An 18,956-nucleotide genomic window follows, 5' to 3' on the forward strand; every position below is an offset into this window, starting at 1 on the left:
ATTAACCAAATGCTTATTTTTCCTTTAAAGGCTGAATGTAACACCTTGCACAGAGGCAGGTTGTTAAGATTTCACAGGGTCAGTTCCCTCCATCTTTCTTTATAAGCCGATCGAAATATGAGTGCAAATCTAAAAACAATTAGTCTACAAAACAAGTAGACTTTAAAATTTATTATGAAATATTTTCAAAAATTAACTTAAAAATTAATTAAAACCCCATGCATCAAACAATTACACAATTACGAAATAACCAAACATGATAAATATCATTACATATAATGTAATTAGCCAAAACTGAAAAAAAAAGTTCGAAAATAGAACTAAACTATTTAAATTTATAGAATGAAAGTTTTAATTATTAACGGTCCCAACCTGAATCTTTTAGGCACAAGAGAACCTGAGATCTACGGAAGTATATCTATGGAAACCTGTCTGGAAAAACTAAAATCTGAATTTATTACTCATGAACTGGTTTATTACCAGTCCAATATTGAAGGGGAGATTATAAACCGTCTTCAGGAAGATGATTTTGATGCTTTGGTAATCAATCCTGGAGCATATACCCACTATTCATATGCTATTGCAGACTGTTTAAAGAATATACGTAAGCCGAAAATCGAAGTTCATATCAGTAACATTTATAAAAGAGAAGAATTCCGTCAGAAATCTGTAACGGCCGCCAATACAGATGCGGTATTATCAGGCTTTGGAATGGATGGGTACAGATTGGCGATTATAAGTTTGAAATGATAACTAATCCATATTATAATGTTCTAAAATGCTTCGACTCCGCTCAGCATGACATACCAATACTAAATGTTTCGTTTTAAAACATATTGGCAATGATTATCATTCTGAGAAGTTGCGACATTTAAAATATAAAAAAAGCCTCATCAATGATGAGGCTTTTTGTTGTATTAGGTAGTCTGCTGCTGAAGCTGAGGTCCTGAAGAAACTAATTTCTTCCCTTCTTCAGTACCGCAGTACTGCTCAAAGTTTTTAATATATCTTGCAGCAAGATCTCTTGCTTTTTCTTCCCATTCTGAAGCACTGCTGTAGGTTTCTCTCGGATCTAAGATTCCTTCGGAAACATTCGGAAGCTGTGTAGGAATTTCAAGGTTCATGATTGGAATGTGAGTTTTAGGAGCGTTTTCAATAGAACCGTCAATGATTGCATCAATAATTGCTCTCGTATCTTTCAGAGAAATTCTTTTTCCCGTTCCGTTCCATCCGGTATTTACTAAATAAGCTTTCGCCCCATGCTCTTTCATTTTACCGATCAGTGTTTTAGAATACATTGTCGGGTGAAGGGTAAGAAATGCCTCTCCGAATGCAGGAGAGAAAGATGGTTCCGGTTCAGTGATTCCTCTTTCTGTACCGGCTAATTTGGAAGTATATCCACAAAGGAAGTGGTATTGTGCCTGGTTTTCATCTAAAATAGAAACCGGAGGCAATACCCCGAATGCATCAGCAGAAAGATAAACAATCTTCTTAGCATGTCCTGCTTTAGAAGGAAGAACAATCTTATTGATATGGTAAATTGGGTAAGATACTCTTGTATTTTCAGTGATAGAACCGTCAGTATAATCAGCAATTCCATTATTTACCACTACATTTTCAAGAAGCGCATCTCTTTTGATCGCTCTGAAGATATCCGGCTCTTTTTCTGCCGAAAGGTCAATCACTTTAGCATAACATCCTCCTTCATAGTTGAATACACCATTATTATCCCAACCGTGCTCATCGTCACCGATCAGGAATCTCTTAGGATCTGCAGATAAAGTTGTTTTTCCAGTTCCGGAAAGACCGAAGAAAAGAGCTACATCGCCCTCTTCACCTACGTTGGCTGAACAGTGCATAGAAGCCATTCCTTTCAATGGAAGGTAATAGTTCATCATGGCAAACATACCTTTCTTCATTTCACCTCCGTACCATGTACCTCCGATGATCTGTAGTTTTTCAGTAAGATTAAACATAATGAAGTTTTCAGAATTCAGTCCCTGAGCTTCCCAGTTTGGATTGGTTGTTTTAGAACCATTGATCACAGTGAAATCAGGCTCTCCGAAGTTTTCAAGCTCATAGTGAGACGGACGGATAAACATATTAGTAACGAAATGCGCCTGCCACGCTACTTCTACAATAAACCTTACTTTTAATCTGGTATCTGTATTGGTACCACAAAAAGCATCAACAACATAGATTTTTTTAGCTTCAGAAAGCTGGTTCAGCACTAATCCTTTACAAGAATCAAAATTTTCTGCTGTAGTAGGAAGGTTTACTTTCCCATCCCAGAAAATTGTGTCTCTCGTAACATCATCCTGAACTATATATCTGTCTTTAGGTGAACGACCCGTGAAAATTCCGGTTTTTACTGATACTGCACCAGATTCCGTAAGCTCAGCTTTCTCAAAGCCTTGATTTTCAGGAGCTATCTCCGCCTGATATAACTCTTCGTAAGATGGGTTATAGACGACTTCATAATTTCCTTTAATCCCTAATTTTTCTAAATCCTGGATGATTTTAGCGTGTTTCATTTTACTTATATTTTCTATTTCTTTATTGGGCTCAACAAAATTAATATTAATTATTTGTTAAAGGTGGTTTAAATATAATGATATAAGTCAGAATGACAAATAAAAAAACGGGATTGTAAATTACTGATTATAAATTAATTATATCAGACCATTCAAAAACAGTCTTGAAACCTTTTCCCCAAAAATAGTCCTTATAGCCGTGAAATTTGGCACTCATCACAAAATCTCCACCCCAGGCTCCCAAACTTTTGACAAAAACGGGACAGTCTGAGAAAAACCTGTCTTTAACTGTGGGTATTTCAAGGAATTTTGATATTTTCTGCTCATGAATCATCATCAGTTGAGAAAAATTTTCCAATTCCCTGCATAACAAAACTTTCTTTGTGATATCCGAAAATTCATCAATAAGGATTTGAGACTTTGGTTTCGACTTGTAAAAACTGATTCCTTCCCGGCTGTCCTGCTTCTGATTTAAATGAATAAAAATCAGCTCATTTTTGAACGGTGGGTTAAAGTCTGCTTTCTCATAACTGATTTGGGGTTTACTTCTGAAAAGAACGGCAGATTTCTCCTTGGCAACCGCAATATCATAACCGCTTCCGCCCAGACTTATGCTGTTGAGATGGAAAGGATCAATATCCGCCCATTCTGCAAGATTTGTCATTAAAGTAGAACTGCTCCCAAGTCCGTAATCAGCAGGAAACTGAAGATTGGTCTTCAGATGGTAAGTATAATTATTCTTGAATTTGAATTTAGAAAGCTGCTGAACATTTTTTAAAGTATTTAGAATAAATGCAGCGCTTGAGGGAATATTGGTTTCGAGGATCTGCCAGCTTTTATAATCAATGACAGCCTTTAGCCACAATTTGTTCTGATGATGGGCTTCCCAGAAAACCAGGGATCTTTCATCCTCTTTTTCATCAAAAAAAAACTCTTGTCCAAGCTTGGTAGGTACCGCCAGGACAAGAGCTCCGTCTATCGCGAAATATTCTGAAGTAAGCATAAGCTTTCCCGGTGAAAATATTTCGCTCATATTCTTTTAATTAGATTGCAGAAGCAACATCTACAGAACCGTCAATTTTCTTGATCAGTCCCTGAAGGGTTTTTCCAGGACCCACTTCTACAAAATTAGAGGCACCGTCTTTGATCATATTCTGAACAGACTGTGTCCATTTTACAGGACCTGTAAGCTGAGCGATCAGATTTTGTTTGATCTCTTCAGGATTGGTCACGGCTGTAGTGGTGATATTCTGGTATACCGGAATAGTTGCTTTTCTGAATTTTGTTGTTTCAATCGCAGCTGCCAGTCTTTCCTGCGCCGGCTGCATCAATGGAGAATGGAATGCTCCGTTTACAGGTAGCAGCAATGCTCTTTTTGCACCTGCTTCTTTAAGCTTTATGCAGGCTTCTTCTACTGCAGGTGTTTCTCCTGAAATAACCAATTGTCCGGGACAGTTGTAATTGGCAGGTACCACGATACCGCTGATCTGTGCACAGATCTCTTCAACTTTAGCATCTTCAAGACCTAAAATCGCAGCCATAGAACTCGGATTGGCATCACAGGCTTCCTGCATTGCTTTTGCTCTTTCGAATACCAGTTTCAGACCGTCATCAAAGGATAAAACTCCGTTGGCTACTAAAGCTGAAAATTCTCCTAAAGAATGTCCTGCAACCATTTCGGCTCCAAGACCGTTCACTGCTTTTAAAGCAGCTACTGAATGTATAAAGATTGAAGGTTGGGTAACCTCTGTTTTCTTAAGATCTTCATCCGTACCGTTGAACATCAAGGTAAGAATATCAAAACCTAAAATTTCATTGGCAGATTCCATTAAGTCCTTAATGTCTTTTCTAGAATCGTACAATTCTTTTCCCATTCCTACGAACTGAGAACCCTGCCCAGGAAATACAAGTGCTTTCATGTATTGAATTAAATATTATGCAAATATAAAGATAATGTTAAAAATATCCTTTTAAAAAGGCATAAATCGGTTAAGGAACTAATCTTATCACACGGTATCCGGTATTTACGTAAGCTCCGTTTGCTTTAGACTTTACAAATTCAAACTTGGTAGCAAGCTGGGTCTGAACTTTATTCATCTGTTTAAAGATTTCTCCTTTTTTATTTTCTCTGGTCAGCATGTCATTCACAACATCAAAACCTACGATTGCGTATTTTGGAGGTGTTTTGCAGTATTTGCTTTTATAAGCAGCTAAGATTTCTTTCTCAAAGCTACCTTCTGCATTGATCTTTCTGTCCATCAGGTATACAAGGCTTGCCTGGCTCAGATCATCTACTTTCTTCTCAAAAACAGGAGAATAGTACATACTGAATGCTTTTACTCCCTGAACTTCTTTGGAAAGGGCAATTGTTTTATTGGCAAAAGCTTCTCCGGTGGCATCGTTATCGCTGGCAAGAATGGCAATAACCGGAGCAGATTGTCCTGTCATCATATTTTGGTCCAACTGAATTTCTGCAGGAGAATTCACGACAATTATATTTGGATTTTTAACCGCTTTTTCAAGTCCTCCTTTAATGTAGTTGGCAATTTCTTTTTTGCTGTCAGCCACTACATATATTTTCTGATCCGAGTACACCGCTTTTACTTCTTCAACGATTTTGTCTGCATAAGTCTGGTCATTGGTTTCAACAATAATCAGGTTATTATAATTATACAGTTCAGGAGAGTTGGCAAAAGGTGCTACAACCGGTATTTTCTGATTCCTGGTAAAATCAAGAACATCAATCACATTGGATTTAAAGAATGGGCCGATGATCAGGTCTGTATTATCAGGATTGATCTGGGTCATTGAGTTTTTAAATGAGGCTTCATTTCCTGAATCCACAATTTTAATATCAAGTTTCTGTCCGCCTCTGGCATTTCTTTCAATCGCCAGTTTAGCTCCGGTAAGGAAATCCAGCGCCATGGATCTGTACTGGGTTTCGTTGGTACTGTATCCGAAAGGAAGCATTAAAACAACGCTCAATGCATCTCCGCTTTTCTTCACATAAGCCGGATCCTGTTTTTTGATCTTTAAGACCATTCCTGCTTTCAGTCCTTTGGAAAGATCAGGATTTAAAGCAATCAGTTCATCGATTGAAACCCCGAATTTATTAATAATAGAGAATACAGTGTCTCCCTGCTGAACGGTATAGGTAACGTAATCATCAGCCACAGCAGTTACAGTTGCTGTAGATTTTTCGTTTCCTGAATCTATTTTCGTTTTCGGATTTACGGGTTCGGAAACCACAGCTGCATCCGTATTTGTTCTTTTTATTTTGATGGTTTCACCCGGCTTAAGGCCTTTTTCTTCCAACCCTGGGTTCAAAGCAAAAAGTTCCTGCTGGCTGATTCCAAACTGTTTTGTAATTCTGTAATAATTATCTTTTGACTGGATTACATACGCTTCTCCCTCTACAGGTGTTGTTACTGCTGCGGATGTCTCTGTATGAGTTTCCGTTGGTTTAGTAACGACAGCCGCAGGAACAGCCTGTTGCTCTCCGCCATATTTTTTGATGCTTTCAAGAGGTAAAGTGATCTCATCCCCTATTTTCATATGGGTGTCGAGTTCCGGATTCAGTTTTCTTAAATCTGTTTCAGAGATACGGTATTGTTTTGTAATTCCGTAAATAGTCTGTTTAGGCTGAAGAATAATTTTTCCTACCTGAGCATTTGAATGGCTTGGTTTTACTTTTTCTACGACTGCAGGTTTGGAAACAGGAGCGGTATGCTTTTCAGCTTTCACTGTAACCACATCTCCTATTGCCAGCTTACCGTCTTTGAATTTTGGGTTCAGCTTTAGCAGTTCATCTACAGTAATCCCATATTTTTTTGCAATATTATAAGGATTGTCTCCTTTTACAACGGTGTGAGAGTTCTGGGCAGATACCCCCAAAACCATACATAAACTGGACAAAATAAAAAACCTCTTTATCATACTCGATAATTATAATTTACAAAAATACTTCTTTAAAATTAAATGGCAACAATTATTAATTTGGATTCTTGAACCACCATTTCTTCCCAACAATTTTCAAGCCATGAATAACCATAATCTGAAAAGAATACACTAAAGTTATAGACTCTTTCCTGCCATGTTTTTGAAGGATGAACATCTAAAAACAGGTTTTCCAGTCTTTCAAGCAGTTCGCCCTGTTTAATTTTTTCGGCATGCAGCAGACGCTTTTTCATTCTTTTAAATGATTTCAGCTGCCTCACCTCTTCTGCTTTCACCATATTTCCGAAAGAACGTTCCGTAGTTTCCGCTATTGTTTTCAATTCTGAGAAACTTTTTTCTAAAAGCATTTCTTTTTCTTCCAGCAATGATAATACGTTGCTGCCTTTGAGAATTTTCTGATTGGTAATAGCGGTAAAGTTTCCAAAGAAATCTTCAATATTAAGATCCAGTTTTTCAATTTTCCCAACTGTTTTTTCTTTAATGAAAAGCATAGAATTCCGTGGGATCAAAACAGGGAAGGGAATATTGGTTGCTGCAAAATAATCTTTAAGCTCCAGCCAGTACATGATTTCCGCATTTCCTCCGATATACGCCAAGTTGGGAAGCACTTTTTCCTGATAGACAGGCCGCATTAAAGCATTCGGACTGAATTTTTCCGGATGACTTTCCAGCTCCTGAAGTATTTCTTCCTGGGTAAACCTTTTATCTGTGTCTACTGCAATATATTTTTCACCGTCAAAATCTATTCTGTCTCTTGTTTCGGAAAGATAAAAAAGGTTGATATCACGTGGGTTGACCTGAACTTTTCCATATTTCCCGGTAAGAAAATCCACTTTTTCCTTTGAGTTCTTCTGTAAACTGAAATTCAGCAGCTCATCTTTGAAAATATCTTTGATCTGATTTTTAAGCTCTTTGGAATCACCATCAATAATCAACAATCCAAATTCAGAAAAAAGCCTGTTTACTAAAATTTTAATGGCCTCCGTCAAGGTATTTCCGGGTTTATAGGCTTCTTTCAACATCAAAATCAGCTCTGTTCCGAATACGGAATCTTTAAATTCTTTTTCAAATTCAGAAATAAAGAATGTATCGCTGACCGTTATCCTCCCTACCGGTCCGCCGGATTTCTCGTTGATCTCGTAATAATTATGTTCGGTCTTAAAATGGTTGATCTCTGCAAAATCATGATCTTCCGATGCCATCCAGTATATGGGAACAAAGTTAAAATCCGGAAAGTTTTCTTTCAGATAAGTACATGTTTTAATGGTCTGTAAAATTTTATAGACAAAGAAAACAGGTCCGGAAAAAAGATTTAGCTGGTGTCCGGTAGTTACAGTAAATGTGTTGGGTGACTTCAGGTTTTCCAGATTTTCTTTCTGTTTCGATGAAAGGGTAAGCTCTGAAAGTTGTATTTCCAATACATTGGCTAAGATTTGTCTTTGATCCTGTGTAAAAGAATTCTGTTTGAGATGAAGCTGATCTTTAAAGTGATCTAAAGAAAAGGTGTTTTTTTCAAAACCTTCAATTTTCTGATTCAGGAAATCTTTTACCAACTGAGGTATGCTTTCTATATCATTAAATGATATCTTATTTATTGTTTTCAACGCTGTTTTTGCTTTTAGTTGAACAAATACCACACAATACCAATGTTTAATCTGAAATCATAAACCGGATAGTGTGGAAATGCGTATGCTTTATTGTTGGAAATTAACGTTCCTATCTGCTGCCCTTCTACATAGAAGAACATTTTTTTCACCTTCATATTAATATAAAGATCTACAATAGGCTGTCCTCCGATAGAAAATGAATTGGCATCAGGCAGAATATATTCGTTTAAAATGGGGAAATAATCTCTTGAGGCAAATTTTGAGAAATAATAGACTTTCAATCCTGCCTGAATTTCCGCTGCTTTTTTAAATGCCTGACTTTGGAAGAAGAAATTGGCTCTTCCTATAAAAGTTGGCATTGGAAGCAGTTCTTTATTTGTCAAGGCATTTTGGAAATGCAGCCTTGTATTAAGATGGAATTTTCCATAACTGAATGTAGCATCTCCCCCGATCTGAGAAATGTTCAGCGAGTTGCCGCTTTGTTCCGGTGCTCCTTCAGCATTGAAATAGGTGTAATTATCTATTCTGAAATAGTTGGCAAAAATTTCTGTTTTAAACCATTTAAGATTAACACTTCCTCCGATCTCTGTTACCGTCTGGTTTTTGGCATTTTCCAGATAATAATTGTATTTATTGTAAACGGAAGTATTTAAAAGATAGTTAAATGATGGATAAGCACTCTGGAAATTTACTTTTGCATTCACAAAATAATCTTTTACCGGCTCAAACTTTATGTTATTAGCAGTTCTCAGATAGCTGCCGAACTGGCTTCCATTGGAAAATTCTAAAAATGATTTTAACTGAAACTTATCCCAAAGCTTAATCTGTAAGTTTCCAACGGCTCCGATTCTGTTTTCTTTAAACTCACCCGGGAGAGCTGTACCATTTACTGTAGCAATGTCTCTTACTCCAAATTTCAGCATCTGATAGCGTACTCCACCATCAAGCTTGAATTTTTCGTTATCAAAAACAAGACTAACAGTATTGCTGAAGTTATCCGAATATTTTTTTGTGGTAAGTGGAAAACCATTAGTCAATTCTGAAACATCATCATACCAGTAGGATTCTACTGATCCCTGATTGTAAAAATATTTATTTCCCTGATGAGACAGGGTATGTCTTATGCTGAATGGAATTTTTTCTGAATTGAACGGTGTAAACTGATGGCTCAGAAAATATCTTCTGTACGAATACTGAGAACTTGATGAAGCCAGATTGACCTGGGCATTTTGTCTGTTTTTATAGTTGCTGTCACCACTCTGAAAAAGATCATCTTCTGTGATTCCTCCACTTTCCTGGTTGTTGACATTCTGGTGAAGATAATGGGCAAACAATTCATAATTCCCACTCTTGGAAACGTAATGTCCCGAAAATAAAGTATTATTATTGGAAGCTAGTGAGTTTCTATAAAACCCCTGGGAACGAAGCCCCATATATTCAAGGGCAAAATTGAATCTCTTTCCAATATTCTGGGTATAGGTAGATTTTAGTGCAGCCCCATTTTTCATGGCAGTATGATAGATGAAGGTAGCAGTAGGTGTTTTTACGTCGTAGTATTTTACATCATCAGCTCCTATGATCATGTATGCCTTGTTGGAAGGAAGTAAAGACAGGTTCTGCTCCGGATTCACTTCGTAAACCAAAGGATTAAATCCTGCCCCTATATTAGCCACCTGGGCCCTCCCAAAGTTATCAGTATTATTATACTGTGAAAAAATATGGGTCTTGTCAAACGTCAGCACGGTATCAAAAATTTTCTTTTCAGAAAACTGGGTCTGATACTGATAATCGTTAATAGTAGGTTTAAAGATTTTCAGTGAATCTTTTTTCCCGGTGTCTATGACAAGGGTGTCTTCTTCTTTTTCCGGGCTTTTAATATCTGTTTTATTGACTACCTGTGCCTGGGCTACAAAACCGAAGAAGGTTATTATAAAGAGGATGTACTTCATTTTCTGCTATTGTACAGCAAAAATACATGTTTTTTTATAATTATTATTTATTAATAAAGTCAACTAATTTTACAAGATCTCCTTCCTTATTAAAATTAATTTTATTGGATTTCACAAAATCAGATAACTCTTTTTTATCTAAGGATAGCTGTTCCGCAAGTTCATCAGCATTTTTCGGCATTTTATAAAACTGATTTCCACTTGAAATTAAATACAGATCTTTTTCTTTTGCAAAATAGTCATTTGCATCCTTACCATACGCATTAGGGCTCTTTTCACCAGTAATAAGCTCAACCTTCTCTCTTTTAAACAAGCCATATTTAGCATCCTTTTTATTTAAAAGTACTAAATACCCAAATTTTTTATTCCCTAAATAAGTATAATTTTTTATGATGTAGGTTTTATTTAATGTAGGAAAATGAATAACCAACCCTTCTACTTTATTCACAAAGTAATTTTCATTATCTTTTGCAAACTCCATTTCATCCTCATAAGCATTATATCGAAGATCCTGAATATTATTTGAATACCCCTCAATCGAGACTTTTTCAAATTTCTTACTATTCATATACGGATTACCATCTATTTTATACTCACCACTTTTGACCCTTTTACCGAGAGTAAAAATTTTATCACTAGACATAAAAACATTATCATTACCTGCTTGCGCAAAAGCAGTTGATAAGATAGAAAGTACAGCTAAAGTTAAAATTATCTTTTTCATATTACTTTAAAGATTTATGTAAAGATAATAAATTCTTTTTTTGTATTTTAATAAAAAAAACCGCCAATGGCGGTTTTTTTTATTAGGAATAAAATTATTGATAAATTCTAATTATCATAACCTGGATTAGATTGTACTGCTCCAACATTAGTTTCTGATAAAGGAATTGGGAAAGCATTCAACAATGGACTTGTACTAGCAGTTGTTGGTCTAGGAACAGCATCACCCCATCTTCTAAGGTCCCACTGTCTCAAACCTTCTCCTAAAAGCTCTCTTGTTCTTTCTTTTTTCAGTTCTACCATATCAACAGTTGTCGCAGCAGGTAGATTCCTATTAAGTTGTATTTCATTAAAATAAGCCAATGCCTTAGTAGCACTACCTCCATTAAGCTCAGCTTCAACACCATCTAATAAAATTTCTTCATAACGAAGCATTTTGATATTGTCAGCACCTGAAGCATTTAAATATTTTCCTTTTGCTCCATTAGCGTTAGATAAATAATTTGTAGCCCCTGTAGTAATAAGAGATCTTCTAACGTCTGCTGTAGAGTATAGTGCTACAGTAGCAGGTCTTATAACAAGATTACGATATCCACCATTGCTTAATTTATGTCTATAAGAAGCCGTACCAAGAGCTGAAGCATTTCCTACAGCTAATTCAAACATTGAATTGGAAGCAGAACCATTCATTGCAAAAGTAAAAGAAGACTGAAGATTGGCAGCACCAATTACTTGGTACCCACCAGCGTCAACAATATCGTTTACTAATTGTCTCACCTTAGCATAATCACCTTTATAAAGATAAAATCTAGCCATTAAGCCTTTTACAGCTGAAAGCGATAACTCAGTTCTATTAGAAGGTCCTGAATCCCAATCAGCATGATCTTCCATTAATTGTTCTGCTTTAGCAAAATCAGCGGCAATTTGCGCTTCCGTTTCTGCAATAGAACTTCTTGGTTGCTTAGCTAAAGGATCATATTTAAGTGGTAAAACGATACCTAAACTTGTTGGTGATCCAGTATATTTCTGCCCATATAAGCGAAGTAAATCGAAAAAGCCAAGAGCCCTAATTGCATAAGCCTGCCCTTGTAAAAACCCTGCGTAGTCTTTATCGTCTTGATTAAATGAACCAAAATCTGTATTAATTACGACATTAGCCAAACCAACGGTTTTATAGATATGATTCCAAGTATCTTTTGCGTAAGCATCAGCAGAGGTCTGCGTATAGTTCATAACGTTTACGTAGTAACCACTTGCTCCATTACTAAGCATTTCGTCAGATCTCACTTCACCATAAGCCAAGAAATCACATCCATAGTAGTACTGACTTCTCATTGCAGCATAGCCACCTCTTACAAAAGACTCTACTTCCTGAACAGACTTTAAAGGAGCTTGTTCTACTTCCTGATAGAACTCTCTATCAACAAAATCATCACTACAAGAGACATTTAAAGTCAAAAGTCCAATAGATAATAATGCTACTTTTAATATTTTATTTTTCATTTTTTCTTTTTTTAAAAACTTAAATTAACACCAAATAAGAATGACTTCAAAACTGGTAAACTTAGATCTGTATAACCTGATATATTTGTTTCAGGATCAAATTTAAGATTCTTATCGAATCTGTATGTATACGCATTATTAGCCATTACATATACTTGCAATGAACCAAATCCAGATCCATTAAGGAAATCACTACTAAATGTATAACCTAATCTAGCATTGCTTAGACGAATATAATCTGAATCATATAAAAATCTCGTTGAAGCACTATTTGACAATTTATTCCCTCCAATAATTGGTTTTGGATTAGAAGCACCAGTATTAGTTGGCGTCCAATAATCCCCCATCACATCACCATATCCTGGATAGTTAACTGAATACTGTCCGTCTGAATATAAGTAATTAGACCAGTTATCATAAATCTTACCTCCAAATCCATAAGTGAATTGTAAGTCAAGTGAAAATCCTTTATAAGAAAGACTAGTGTTGGCACCACCAAAAACATTACTTAAGAAAGAACCTTGTACAGCCTGTTTAGCCAAGTTATAGTTATTAGTTGTTTCTCCGTCTACACCATTAATATACCAAAGTGGATCTCCATTGTTAGGATCTACTCCTGCCCATTTTCTCAAATAGAATGTTCTTACTCCTTCACCAACTCTAATTGTTGTTGTTGATGTATTAACATCTGAGCCATACAACTCAGTAACTTCATTATCAAGAGTAGATAAGTTAGCTCCAATTGACCAGTTAAATTGATCTCTATCTCCTTTAAAGATATCTGCATTTACAGAAAATTCGAAACCTTTGTTTACCAATGTTCCAATATTATCAACATAATATGCATTTCTAAGATCAGAAGGGTTGTTAACACCTTGTGCCGCAGATAATGGAATATTATAGATTAGATCTTTAGTTTTCTTATTATAGTATTCTGCAGAAACAGTCAATCTATTTCTAAAGAATCCCATATCAATTCCAACATTGAAAGGGTTTACAGTTTCCCAAGACAAATTAGGATTAAAAACCCTATTCATAGTTGCTGCTGCAAAATCATTATAGTTGGTTGTATAAGAATAAGTAGCATACGGATTAGCAGTTACCTGATTTCCTAATTTACCATAAGAAGCTCTAAACTTCAGCATAGAGATAGCATCGATATTTTTAATCGTTTCAAAACGAGCTAAATCTAATCCAACCCCCACAGACCAGAAATTACCAGCTTTTTTACCTGGAGTAAACTGAGAGAGAATATCACGTCTGTAAGACGCATCTAATAAAATTAATTTATCGTAGTCATAATGACCAGTAGCTGCATAACCATAACGAGATGTTACATCTTTATCACCAGCGTAACCAAATGGCACAACAAAATTCGTCAGAGTTTCAAGAGTTGGAGAACCAACGGTAATTCCTGTAGCTGTCAAATATTTATTATCTCTTTTATATGCTTCCTGAATTAATGATGCTCCAAAATTATGAAGGTCAAGTCTATAAGTGAAATCTAAGATATTTTGTACGTTAAAATTAAAATATCTATTTACACTTGTTTGTTGATACCCGCCATAACCTTGCCCATCTCCATGTACTGGATTCCAATAGGTATCCTCTTCTAAGTTAATATATTCCGGAGAGAAAACAAATCTATACGTAAGATTCTTTAATATTTTATATTCAGCATTTAAGTTTGCAAACGCTCTGAAAGTTCCTCCGCGAACATAGTTCATTTCTTGAAGAGCAGCAGAGTTAAAATTACCATTGCTCAATCTACCACCACTTCCATAATTAAAGCTTCCATCAGGATTTGTCACTGCATCTGTTGGTCTATTAAAGTATTGAGTAAGAATTGGGTTTGAAAATGCACCTGCATCACTCAATGTGCTTATTTTCCCATATGAAAATTGGAAATCTGTACTTATTTTCAACTTATCAGTGGCCTGATATCCTATTTTCGTAGTGAATGCTAGTCTATCAAAATAAGATCCTTTAACAACACTTTCTTGGTTATAATAATTTACAGATGAATAATATGTAAATTTTTCATTTCCACCGGAAACATTAAAATCTATATTTTGTTGATAGCCTAGCTTCTGAGTTGCTTTCTGCCAATCAGTATTATTTGTAGATTGAAAAACATCTGCAGCGTTAGCTCCCACAGCTCCATTTGCAATTTGTTCTGCAGTATAATTTACATTATCACGGTTTGAATATGCCTGAAGTAAATATGTTTGCCAATCAGAAGTTGAGAAAGATGCATGAGGTTTTACTGCTCTATCATTAAAACCACTACTGAAACCAAAATTAAATCTAGCTTTTCCTTTCTTGCCCGATTTTGTTGTAATTACAATAACTCCAGCCCCAGCATCAGCACCATATACAGCTGTAGAAACAGCATCTTTTAATACAGTAACATTTTCAATATCGTCAGGGTTCAATCCTGCCAAAGCATTTGCCGTTGTAGTTTGTCTTGACAAGTCACCTGAAGAAATCCTTACACCATCAACGATGTAAATAGGTGAAGAAACCCCATTAATTGATGAAATACCTCGAACACGAACATTTGTCATTCCCCCTGGCTGACCAGAAGCACTACCCGTTTGCACCCCTGCAACTCTTCCTTGTAGCATTTTATCTACAGAAGCCACAGGAACATCCTCAATAGATTTTGCTGTCATAGTGCTGACTGATCCCGTCATTTCTTGGATTGTCTTCTTTTGTCCGAATCCAACCATCACTACCTCTTCAATTTCTGTAGTAGCTGTGTCTTTTTTCGTCGTTTGTGCAAAAGCCACCTGTCCTAAGAAAAACAGAGCTCCAGCACTTAATACACGTAGTTTAACATTCATATTAACAAATTTTAATATATTTAATTCGCAAATATGTTAATAAATATTAACACTCACAAGTGTACTAACAGTCACATTAACAACTGTTCGTTAATTAGTTGTGCGTATAATTGTTGAAATAATATGGATTAAACAATAATATTCATCATTATTTGTATAAAATATTTTTTTTTTACTTATGTTATTTTTTTTAACAAATTATTACTAACACGAAAAATATTATTTAGAATTGATATAAATTATATTTTTTAAAAAAGTATCTTAAAATCAAAGGATTCTCGCAAAGGAAACCAACTGGTAATCAACTGCAATACAGCGTTAGGAAGAAAAGACAAAAAGCCCATTATCCCTTTGTCTTTCAAAACCAATTTACTTTGGGAGTATTTCAGATAATGCATTATAATCTTCTGTTTTCTTTAATTTATTTTGTTAAAAAAAGAGATCAAGACCATAACTTTATCAAAAATGATTTTTTGAAATCTTTTGAATTTAAAGGAATCAGTACTATAGTTTCTAAATTACACAGGAAATCATCAGCTTTTACATTGGGAAATTTAGTTAAAACATACTTTGATCATATGTATTTTCTGCAATTTTCCATTAGAAAACTTACAGTTTCTTTTCTCTCGATGGTAAAATTCTTTATCCAAAAGGTGACCCTCCATATTCATTGCCTGCCAACCAAATTTATCAAAACTTTATGATAATTTCTGACACCAACCTGTCACAGTGAGTATATTGAAGATTGTATTTTAATTTGGGAAAAAGCAAAAAAAAACCACTTTTTTCAAAGTGGTTTTCATATTATATAGTTTAAAACTATTTTATTTAAGCTTCTTCTTAACAGCTACTTCTTCGTAAACTTCAAGAATATCTCCGACCTCAATATCGTTATAGCCTTTAAGATTCAATCCGCATTCGTAACCTTTGGTTACTTCTCTCACATCATCTTTGAAACGTTTTAAGCTTTCCAGCTCACCGTCAAATTTAACGATACCATCTCTCAGTACTCTTACTTTAGACTGTCTGGTTACCTTTCCTGAAAGAACCATACATCCTGCAATTGTACCTACCTTAGAGATCTTAAATACCTCTCTGATTTCGACATTACCAATTACCTGTTCTTTGATCTCAGGAGAAAGCATTCCTTCCATTGCTTCTTTAACCTCATCAATGGCAGCATAAATTACTGAATATGTTCTGATCTCGATTTCCTCTTTATCAGCCAATTCTTTAGCATTAGCACCGGCTCTAACATTAAATCCGATAATAATTGCGTCAGAAGCTGTTGCTAAGTTAACATCAGATTCAGTGATCTGTCCAACTCCTTTGTGTAGGATATTAACATTGATCTCTGCTGTAGACAATCTTTGTAACTGATCAGATAATGCTTCTACGGAACCATCCACGTCACCTTTAAGGATAATATTCAATTCTTTAAATTCACCTAAAGCAATTCTTCTTCCAAGTTCTTCAAGTGTAGTATGCTTCTTGGTTCTTATTGAAAGTTCTCTCTGCAACTGCTCTCTCTTATTGGCTATTGTTTTAGCTTCGCTTTCATCTGAATATACCTTAAATTTATCACCAGCTGTCGGTGCTCCGTCAAGACCTAAGATCGTAACAGGAATTGAAGGACCGGCCTCTTTAAGGTTTCTGCCTCTTTCATCAAGCATAGCTTTTACCTTACCGTGATTTTTACCTGCCACTACATAATCTCCAACTTTCAAGGTTCCGGTCTGTACCAACATAGTGGCAACGTATCCTCTACCTTTATCCAATGAAGCTTCAATGACAACTCCCTGAGCTGCTCTGTCAGGATTAGCCTTCAGATCAAGCATTTCTGCCTGAAGTAATACTTTTTCCAAAAGAACATCCATATTGTTACCAAACTTCGCAGAGATTTCCTGCGCCTGAACATTTCCACCCCATTCTTCTACCAGAATATTCATCCCGGAAAGCTGCTGACGGATATTATCAGGATTAGCATTTGGCCTGTCCACTTTGTTTAAAGCAATGATCATTGGTACTCCTGCAGCCTGTGCGTGAGAGATTGCTTCTCTCGTTTGAGGCATTACATCATCATCGGCAGCAATTACAATAATTGCAATATCGGTGATCTGAGCACCTCTGGCTCTCATCGCGGTAAACGCTTCGTGACCCGGTGTATCTAAGAATGTAATTCTTTGCCCGTTTTCTAATTTTACGTTGTATGCTCCAATGTGCTGGGTAATACCTCCTGACTCACCAGCAATAACGTTGGTTTTTCTAACGTAGTCAAGTAAAGATGTTTTACCGTGGTCAACGTGACCCATTACCGTTACGATTGGTGCTCTTGGAGAAAGATCCTCCTCAGTATCCATATCCTCTTCAGATTCTACCTCTTCAAGGTCAGCATCTGAGAATTCTATTTTATAACCAAATTCATCTGCAACTAATAATAGAGTATCAGCTTCAAGTCTTTGGTTCATTGTTACCATTACACCTAAAGAGAAACAAGCAGAAATAACTTCTGTTGGAGAAACATTCATTAAACTCGCCAATTCACCTACTGTGATGAATTCGGTAACCTTTAATGATCTGTCTTGAGCATCAATTTCCTGCTGACGTTCATCCTGCTCTCTACGGTAAGTTCTTTTATCTTTTCTGTGCTTAGCAGATTTAGATTTACCTCCTTTATTGGTTAATTTTTCAAGGGTTTCCTTGATCTGGTTTTTAACCTGCTCGTCGGTCAGCTCAACAGGCATAGTTCTCTGCCCTGGTCTGTTGTTGTTTCCGCCTGGCCCTTTTTTGAATCCGCCTCCCTGACCTAGTGGACGGTTTCCTTGGTTGTTTCCAAAACGGTTTCCCCCAGGACCTCCTTGGCCTGGCGGACGGTTTCCTCCTGGGCCACCCTGCCCTTGCGGACGGTTTCCTCCAGGACCTCCCTGACCTTGAGGACGGTTACCCTGACCTCCTTGGTTATTGTTATTATTTCCTGAGTTTTGGTTATTCCCCTGTCCCTGTTGATTTGGACCTCCGGGTTTTTCAATTCTCTTTCTTTTCTTTTTAGTGCCAGAACCAGGTTTTGGTGCAAACTGAGTTAAGTCAATCTTTTCACCAACGATCTTAGGACCGTCAAGTTTCTGATAAACAGTTTCTATTTTCTGAGGTTCCTGAGATTCAGGCTCAGCTGGTTTTTGAGGCTCTGTTTTATTTTCAACAGGCTCAGGCTTCTTTGGAGTTTCTTTCACAGGTTCTGCCGGTTTTTCCTCTTCTTTTTTCTCCTCCATTTTGGGTTTATCTTTTTTCACAGGTCTATTTCTGGATTCTATTTGGGACAGATCTATTTTATCCAGAACTTTGAATTCCTGTTTTTCAGGAGCTGCTTTAACTTCCGGTTCAGCCACAACTTCTTCTTTCTTCTCTTCAACCGGTGCTGCTACAGGTGCTGGCGCTGCAGGAGCCGCCTCAACTTCAGGAGCTTTAGATTCCAGATCTATTTTACCTAAAATCTTAGTTTCCGGTTTATTTGCTTTAGCTCTTATTACTTCAGGGGTTTTCTTTTCTTCAATTTCCAGTTTTTCTTCCGGAACTTTAGTGATCACCACCTCATGGGAAGCCTTTCTCTGTTCGCCGTCTTTGGCAAACTCAGCCTCCAATGCAGAATATGCCGCTTCTTCTAATTGAGCGTTAGGATTGTTTTCAACTTCGAAATCCTTTGACTGTAAAAACTCTACTAATCTGGACATCGAAATATTGAATTCCTTAACCGCTTTATTTAATCTTATTTTTGGCATCTATATTATTTACTATTTTTTTAATTCTTAAAATTAAAGTATTTCTTTTTTACTGTTTATT

The 18,956-nt window shown here is 36.2% G+C and carries 11 protein-coding genes and 1 riboswitch; of the genes, 1 reads left to right on the forward strand and 10 read right to left on the reverse strand.

All coding sequences use genetic code 11. The annotated features are described in order from the left end of the window. Positions 1-10: 10 nt before the first annotated feature. A riboswitch (SAM riboswitch) is annotated at positions 11-108 on the reverse strand. 234 nt (positions 109-342) lie between these two features. Then, on the forward strand, positions 343-750 hold the full coding sequence (locus J4Q03_RS08360; RefSeq protein ID WP_426047737.1) for a type II 3-dehydroquinate dehydratase: 408 nt from the start codon (positions 343-345) through the stop codon (positions 748-750). A 167-nt stretch (positions 751-917) separates the two neighbouring features. Here J4Q03_RS08360 and pckA read toward each other — a convergent pair whose 3' ends face one another. From pckA to infB, 10 genes are all read right to left on the reverse strand, one after another. Then, the gene (gene pckA / locus J4Q03_RS08365; RefSeq protein ID WP_426047738.1) at positions 918-2,534 is read right to left on the reverse strand and encodes a phosphoenolpyruvate carboxykinase (ATP); all 1,617 of its coding nucleotides are present in this window, start codon (positions 2,532-2,534) and stop codon (positions 918-920) included. Between the two features lie 127 nt (positions 2,535-2,661). Then, positions 2,662-3,567, reverse strand: a complete 906-nt coding sequence (locus J4Q03_RS08370; RefSeq protein WP_426047739.1) for a GYDIA family GHMP kinase — start codon at positions 3,565-3,567, stop codon at positions 2,662-2,664. A gap of 10 nt (positions 3,568-3,577) precedes the next feature. Then, positions 3,578-4,453: an ACP S-malonyltransferase gene (fabD, locus tag J4Q03_RS08375; protein WP_426047740.1), complete on the reverse strand. Its 876-nt coding sequence runs from the start codon at positions 4,451-4,453 to the stop codon at positions 3,578-3,580. Positions 4,454-4,523: 70 nt separating this feature from the next. Further along, positions 4,524-6,470, reverse strand: a complete 1,947-nt coding sequence (locus J4Q03_RS08380; RefSeq protein WP_426047741.1) for a LysM peptidoglycan-binding domain-containing protein — start codon at positions 6,468-6,470, stop codon at positions 4,524-4,526. Between the two features lie 38 nt (positions 6,471-6,508). Next, on the reverse strand, positions 6,509-8,095 hold the full coding sequence (bshC, locus tag J4Q03_RS08385; protein WP_426047742.1) for a bacillithiol biosynthesis cysteine-adding enzyme BshC: 1,587 nt from the start codon (positions 8,093-8,095) through the stop codon (positions 6,509-6,511). A gap of 14 nt (positions 8,096-8,109) precedes the next feature. Then, a complete protein-coding gene (locus J4Q03_RS08390; RefSeq protein WP_426047743.1) occupies positions 8,110-10,047 on the reverse strand; it encodes a putative porin in 1,938 nt (645 codons plus the stop codon). A gap of 43 nt (positions 10,048-10,090) precedes the next feature. Next, positions 10,091-10,771, reverse strand: coding sequence for a hypothetical protein (locus tag J4Q03_RS08395; RefSeq protein WP_426047744.1), 681 nt, complete (start codon positions 10,769-10,771; stop codon positions 10,091-10,093). A 107-nt stretch (positions 10,772-10,878) separates the two neighbouring features. Continuing rightward, the gene (locus tag J4Q03_RS08400) at positions 10,879-12,273 is read right to left on the reverse strand and encodes a RagB/SusD family nutrient uptake outer membrane protein (protein WP_426047745.1); all 1,395 of its coding nucleotides are present in this window, start codon (positions 12,271-12,273) and stop codon (positions 10,879-10,881) included. Between the two features lie 11 nt (positions 12,274-12,284). After that, positions 12,285-15,119, reverse strand: a complete 2,835-nt coding sequence (locus J4Q03_RS08405; RefSeq protein ID WP_426047746.1) for a SusC/RagA family TonB-linked outer membrane protein — start codon at positions 15,117-15,119, stop codon at positions 12,285-12,287. An 824-nt stretch (positions 15,120-15,943) separates the two neighbouring features. Beyond that, positions 15,944-18,895, reverse strand: coding sequence for a translation initiation factor IF-2 (gene infB, locus J4Q03_RS08410; protein WP_426047747.1), 2,952 nt, complete (start codon positions 18,893-18,895; stop codon positions 15,944-15,946). Between the last annotated feature and the right edge of the window lie 61 nt (positions 18,896-18,956).

The sequence above is a fragment of the Chryseobacterium sp. NFX27 genome, assembly GCF_049887855.1.
Lineage (GTDB): Bacteria > Bacteroidota > Bacteroidia > Flavobacteriales > Weeksellaceae > Chryseobacterium.

Excerpts from the sequence above, each read along its gene's own strand:
- J4Q03_RS08360 (WP_426047737.1), top strand. The coding sequence starts at position 343 with ATGAAAGTTTTAATTATTAACGGTCCCAACCTGAATCTTTTAGGCACA.
- J4Q03_RS08390 (WP_426047743.1), bottom strand. The coding sequence starts at position 10,047 with ATGAAGTACATCCTCTTTATAATAACCTTCTTCGGTTTTGTAGCCCAG.
- fabD (WP_426047740.1), bottom strand. The coding sequence starts at position 4,453 with ATGAAAGCACTTGTATTTCCTGGGCAGGGTTCTCAGTTCGTAGGAATG.
- pckA (WP_426047738.1), bottom strand. The coding sequence starts at position 2,534 with ATGAAACACGCTAAAATCATCCAGGATTTAGAAAAATTAGGGATTAAA.
- J4Q03_RS08405 (WP_426047746.1), bottom strand. The coding sequence starts at position 15,119 with ATGAATGTTAAACTACGTGTATTAAGTGCTGGAGCTCTGTTTTTCTTA.
- J4Q03_RS08370 (WP_426047739.1), bottom strand. The coding sequence starts at position 3,567 with ATGAGCGAAATATTTTCACCGGGAAAGCTTATGCTTACTTCAGAATAT.
- J4Q03_RS08395 (WP_426047744.1), bottom strand. The coding sequence starts at position 10,771 with ATGAAAAAGATAATTTTAACTTTAGCTGTACTTTCTATCTTATCAACT.
- J4Q03_RS08380 (WP_426047741.1), bottom strand. The coding sequence starts at position 6,470 with ATGATAAAGAGGTTTTTTATTTTGTCCAGTTTATGTATGGTTTTGGGG.
- J4Q03_RS08400 (WP_426047745.1), bottom strand. The coding sequence starts at position 12,273 with ATGAAAAATAAAATATTAAAAGTAGCATTATTATCTATTGGACTTTTG.
- infB (WP_426047747.1), bottom strand. The coding sequence starts at position 18,895 with ATGCCAAAAATAAGATTAAATAAAGCGGTTAAGGAATTCAATATTTCG.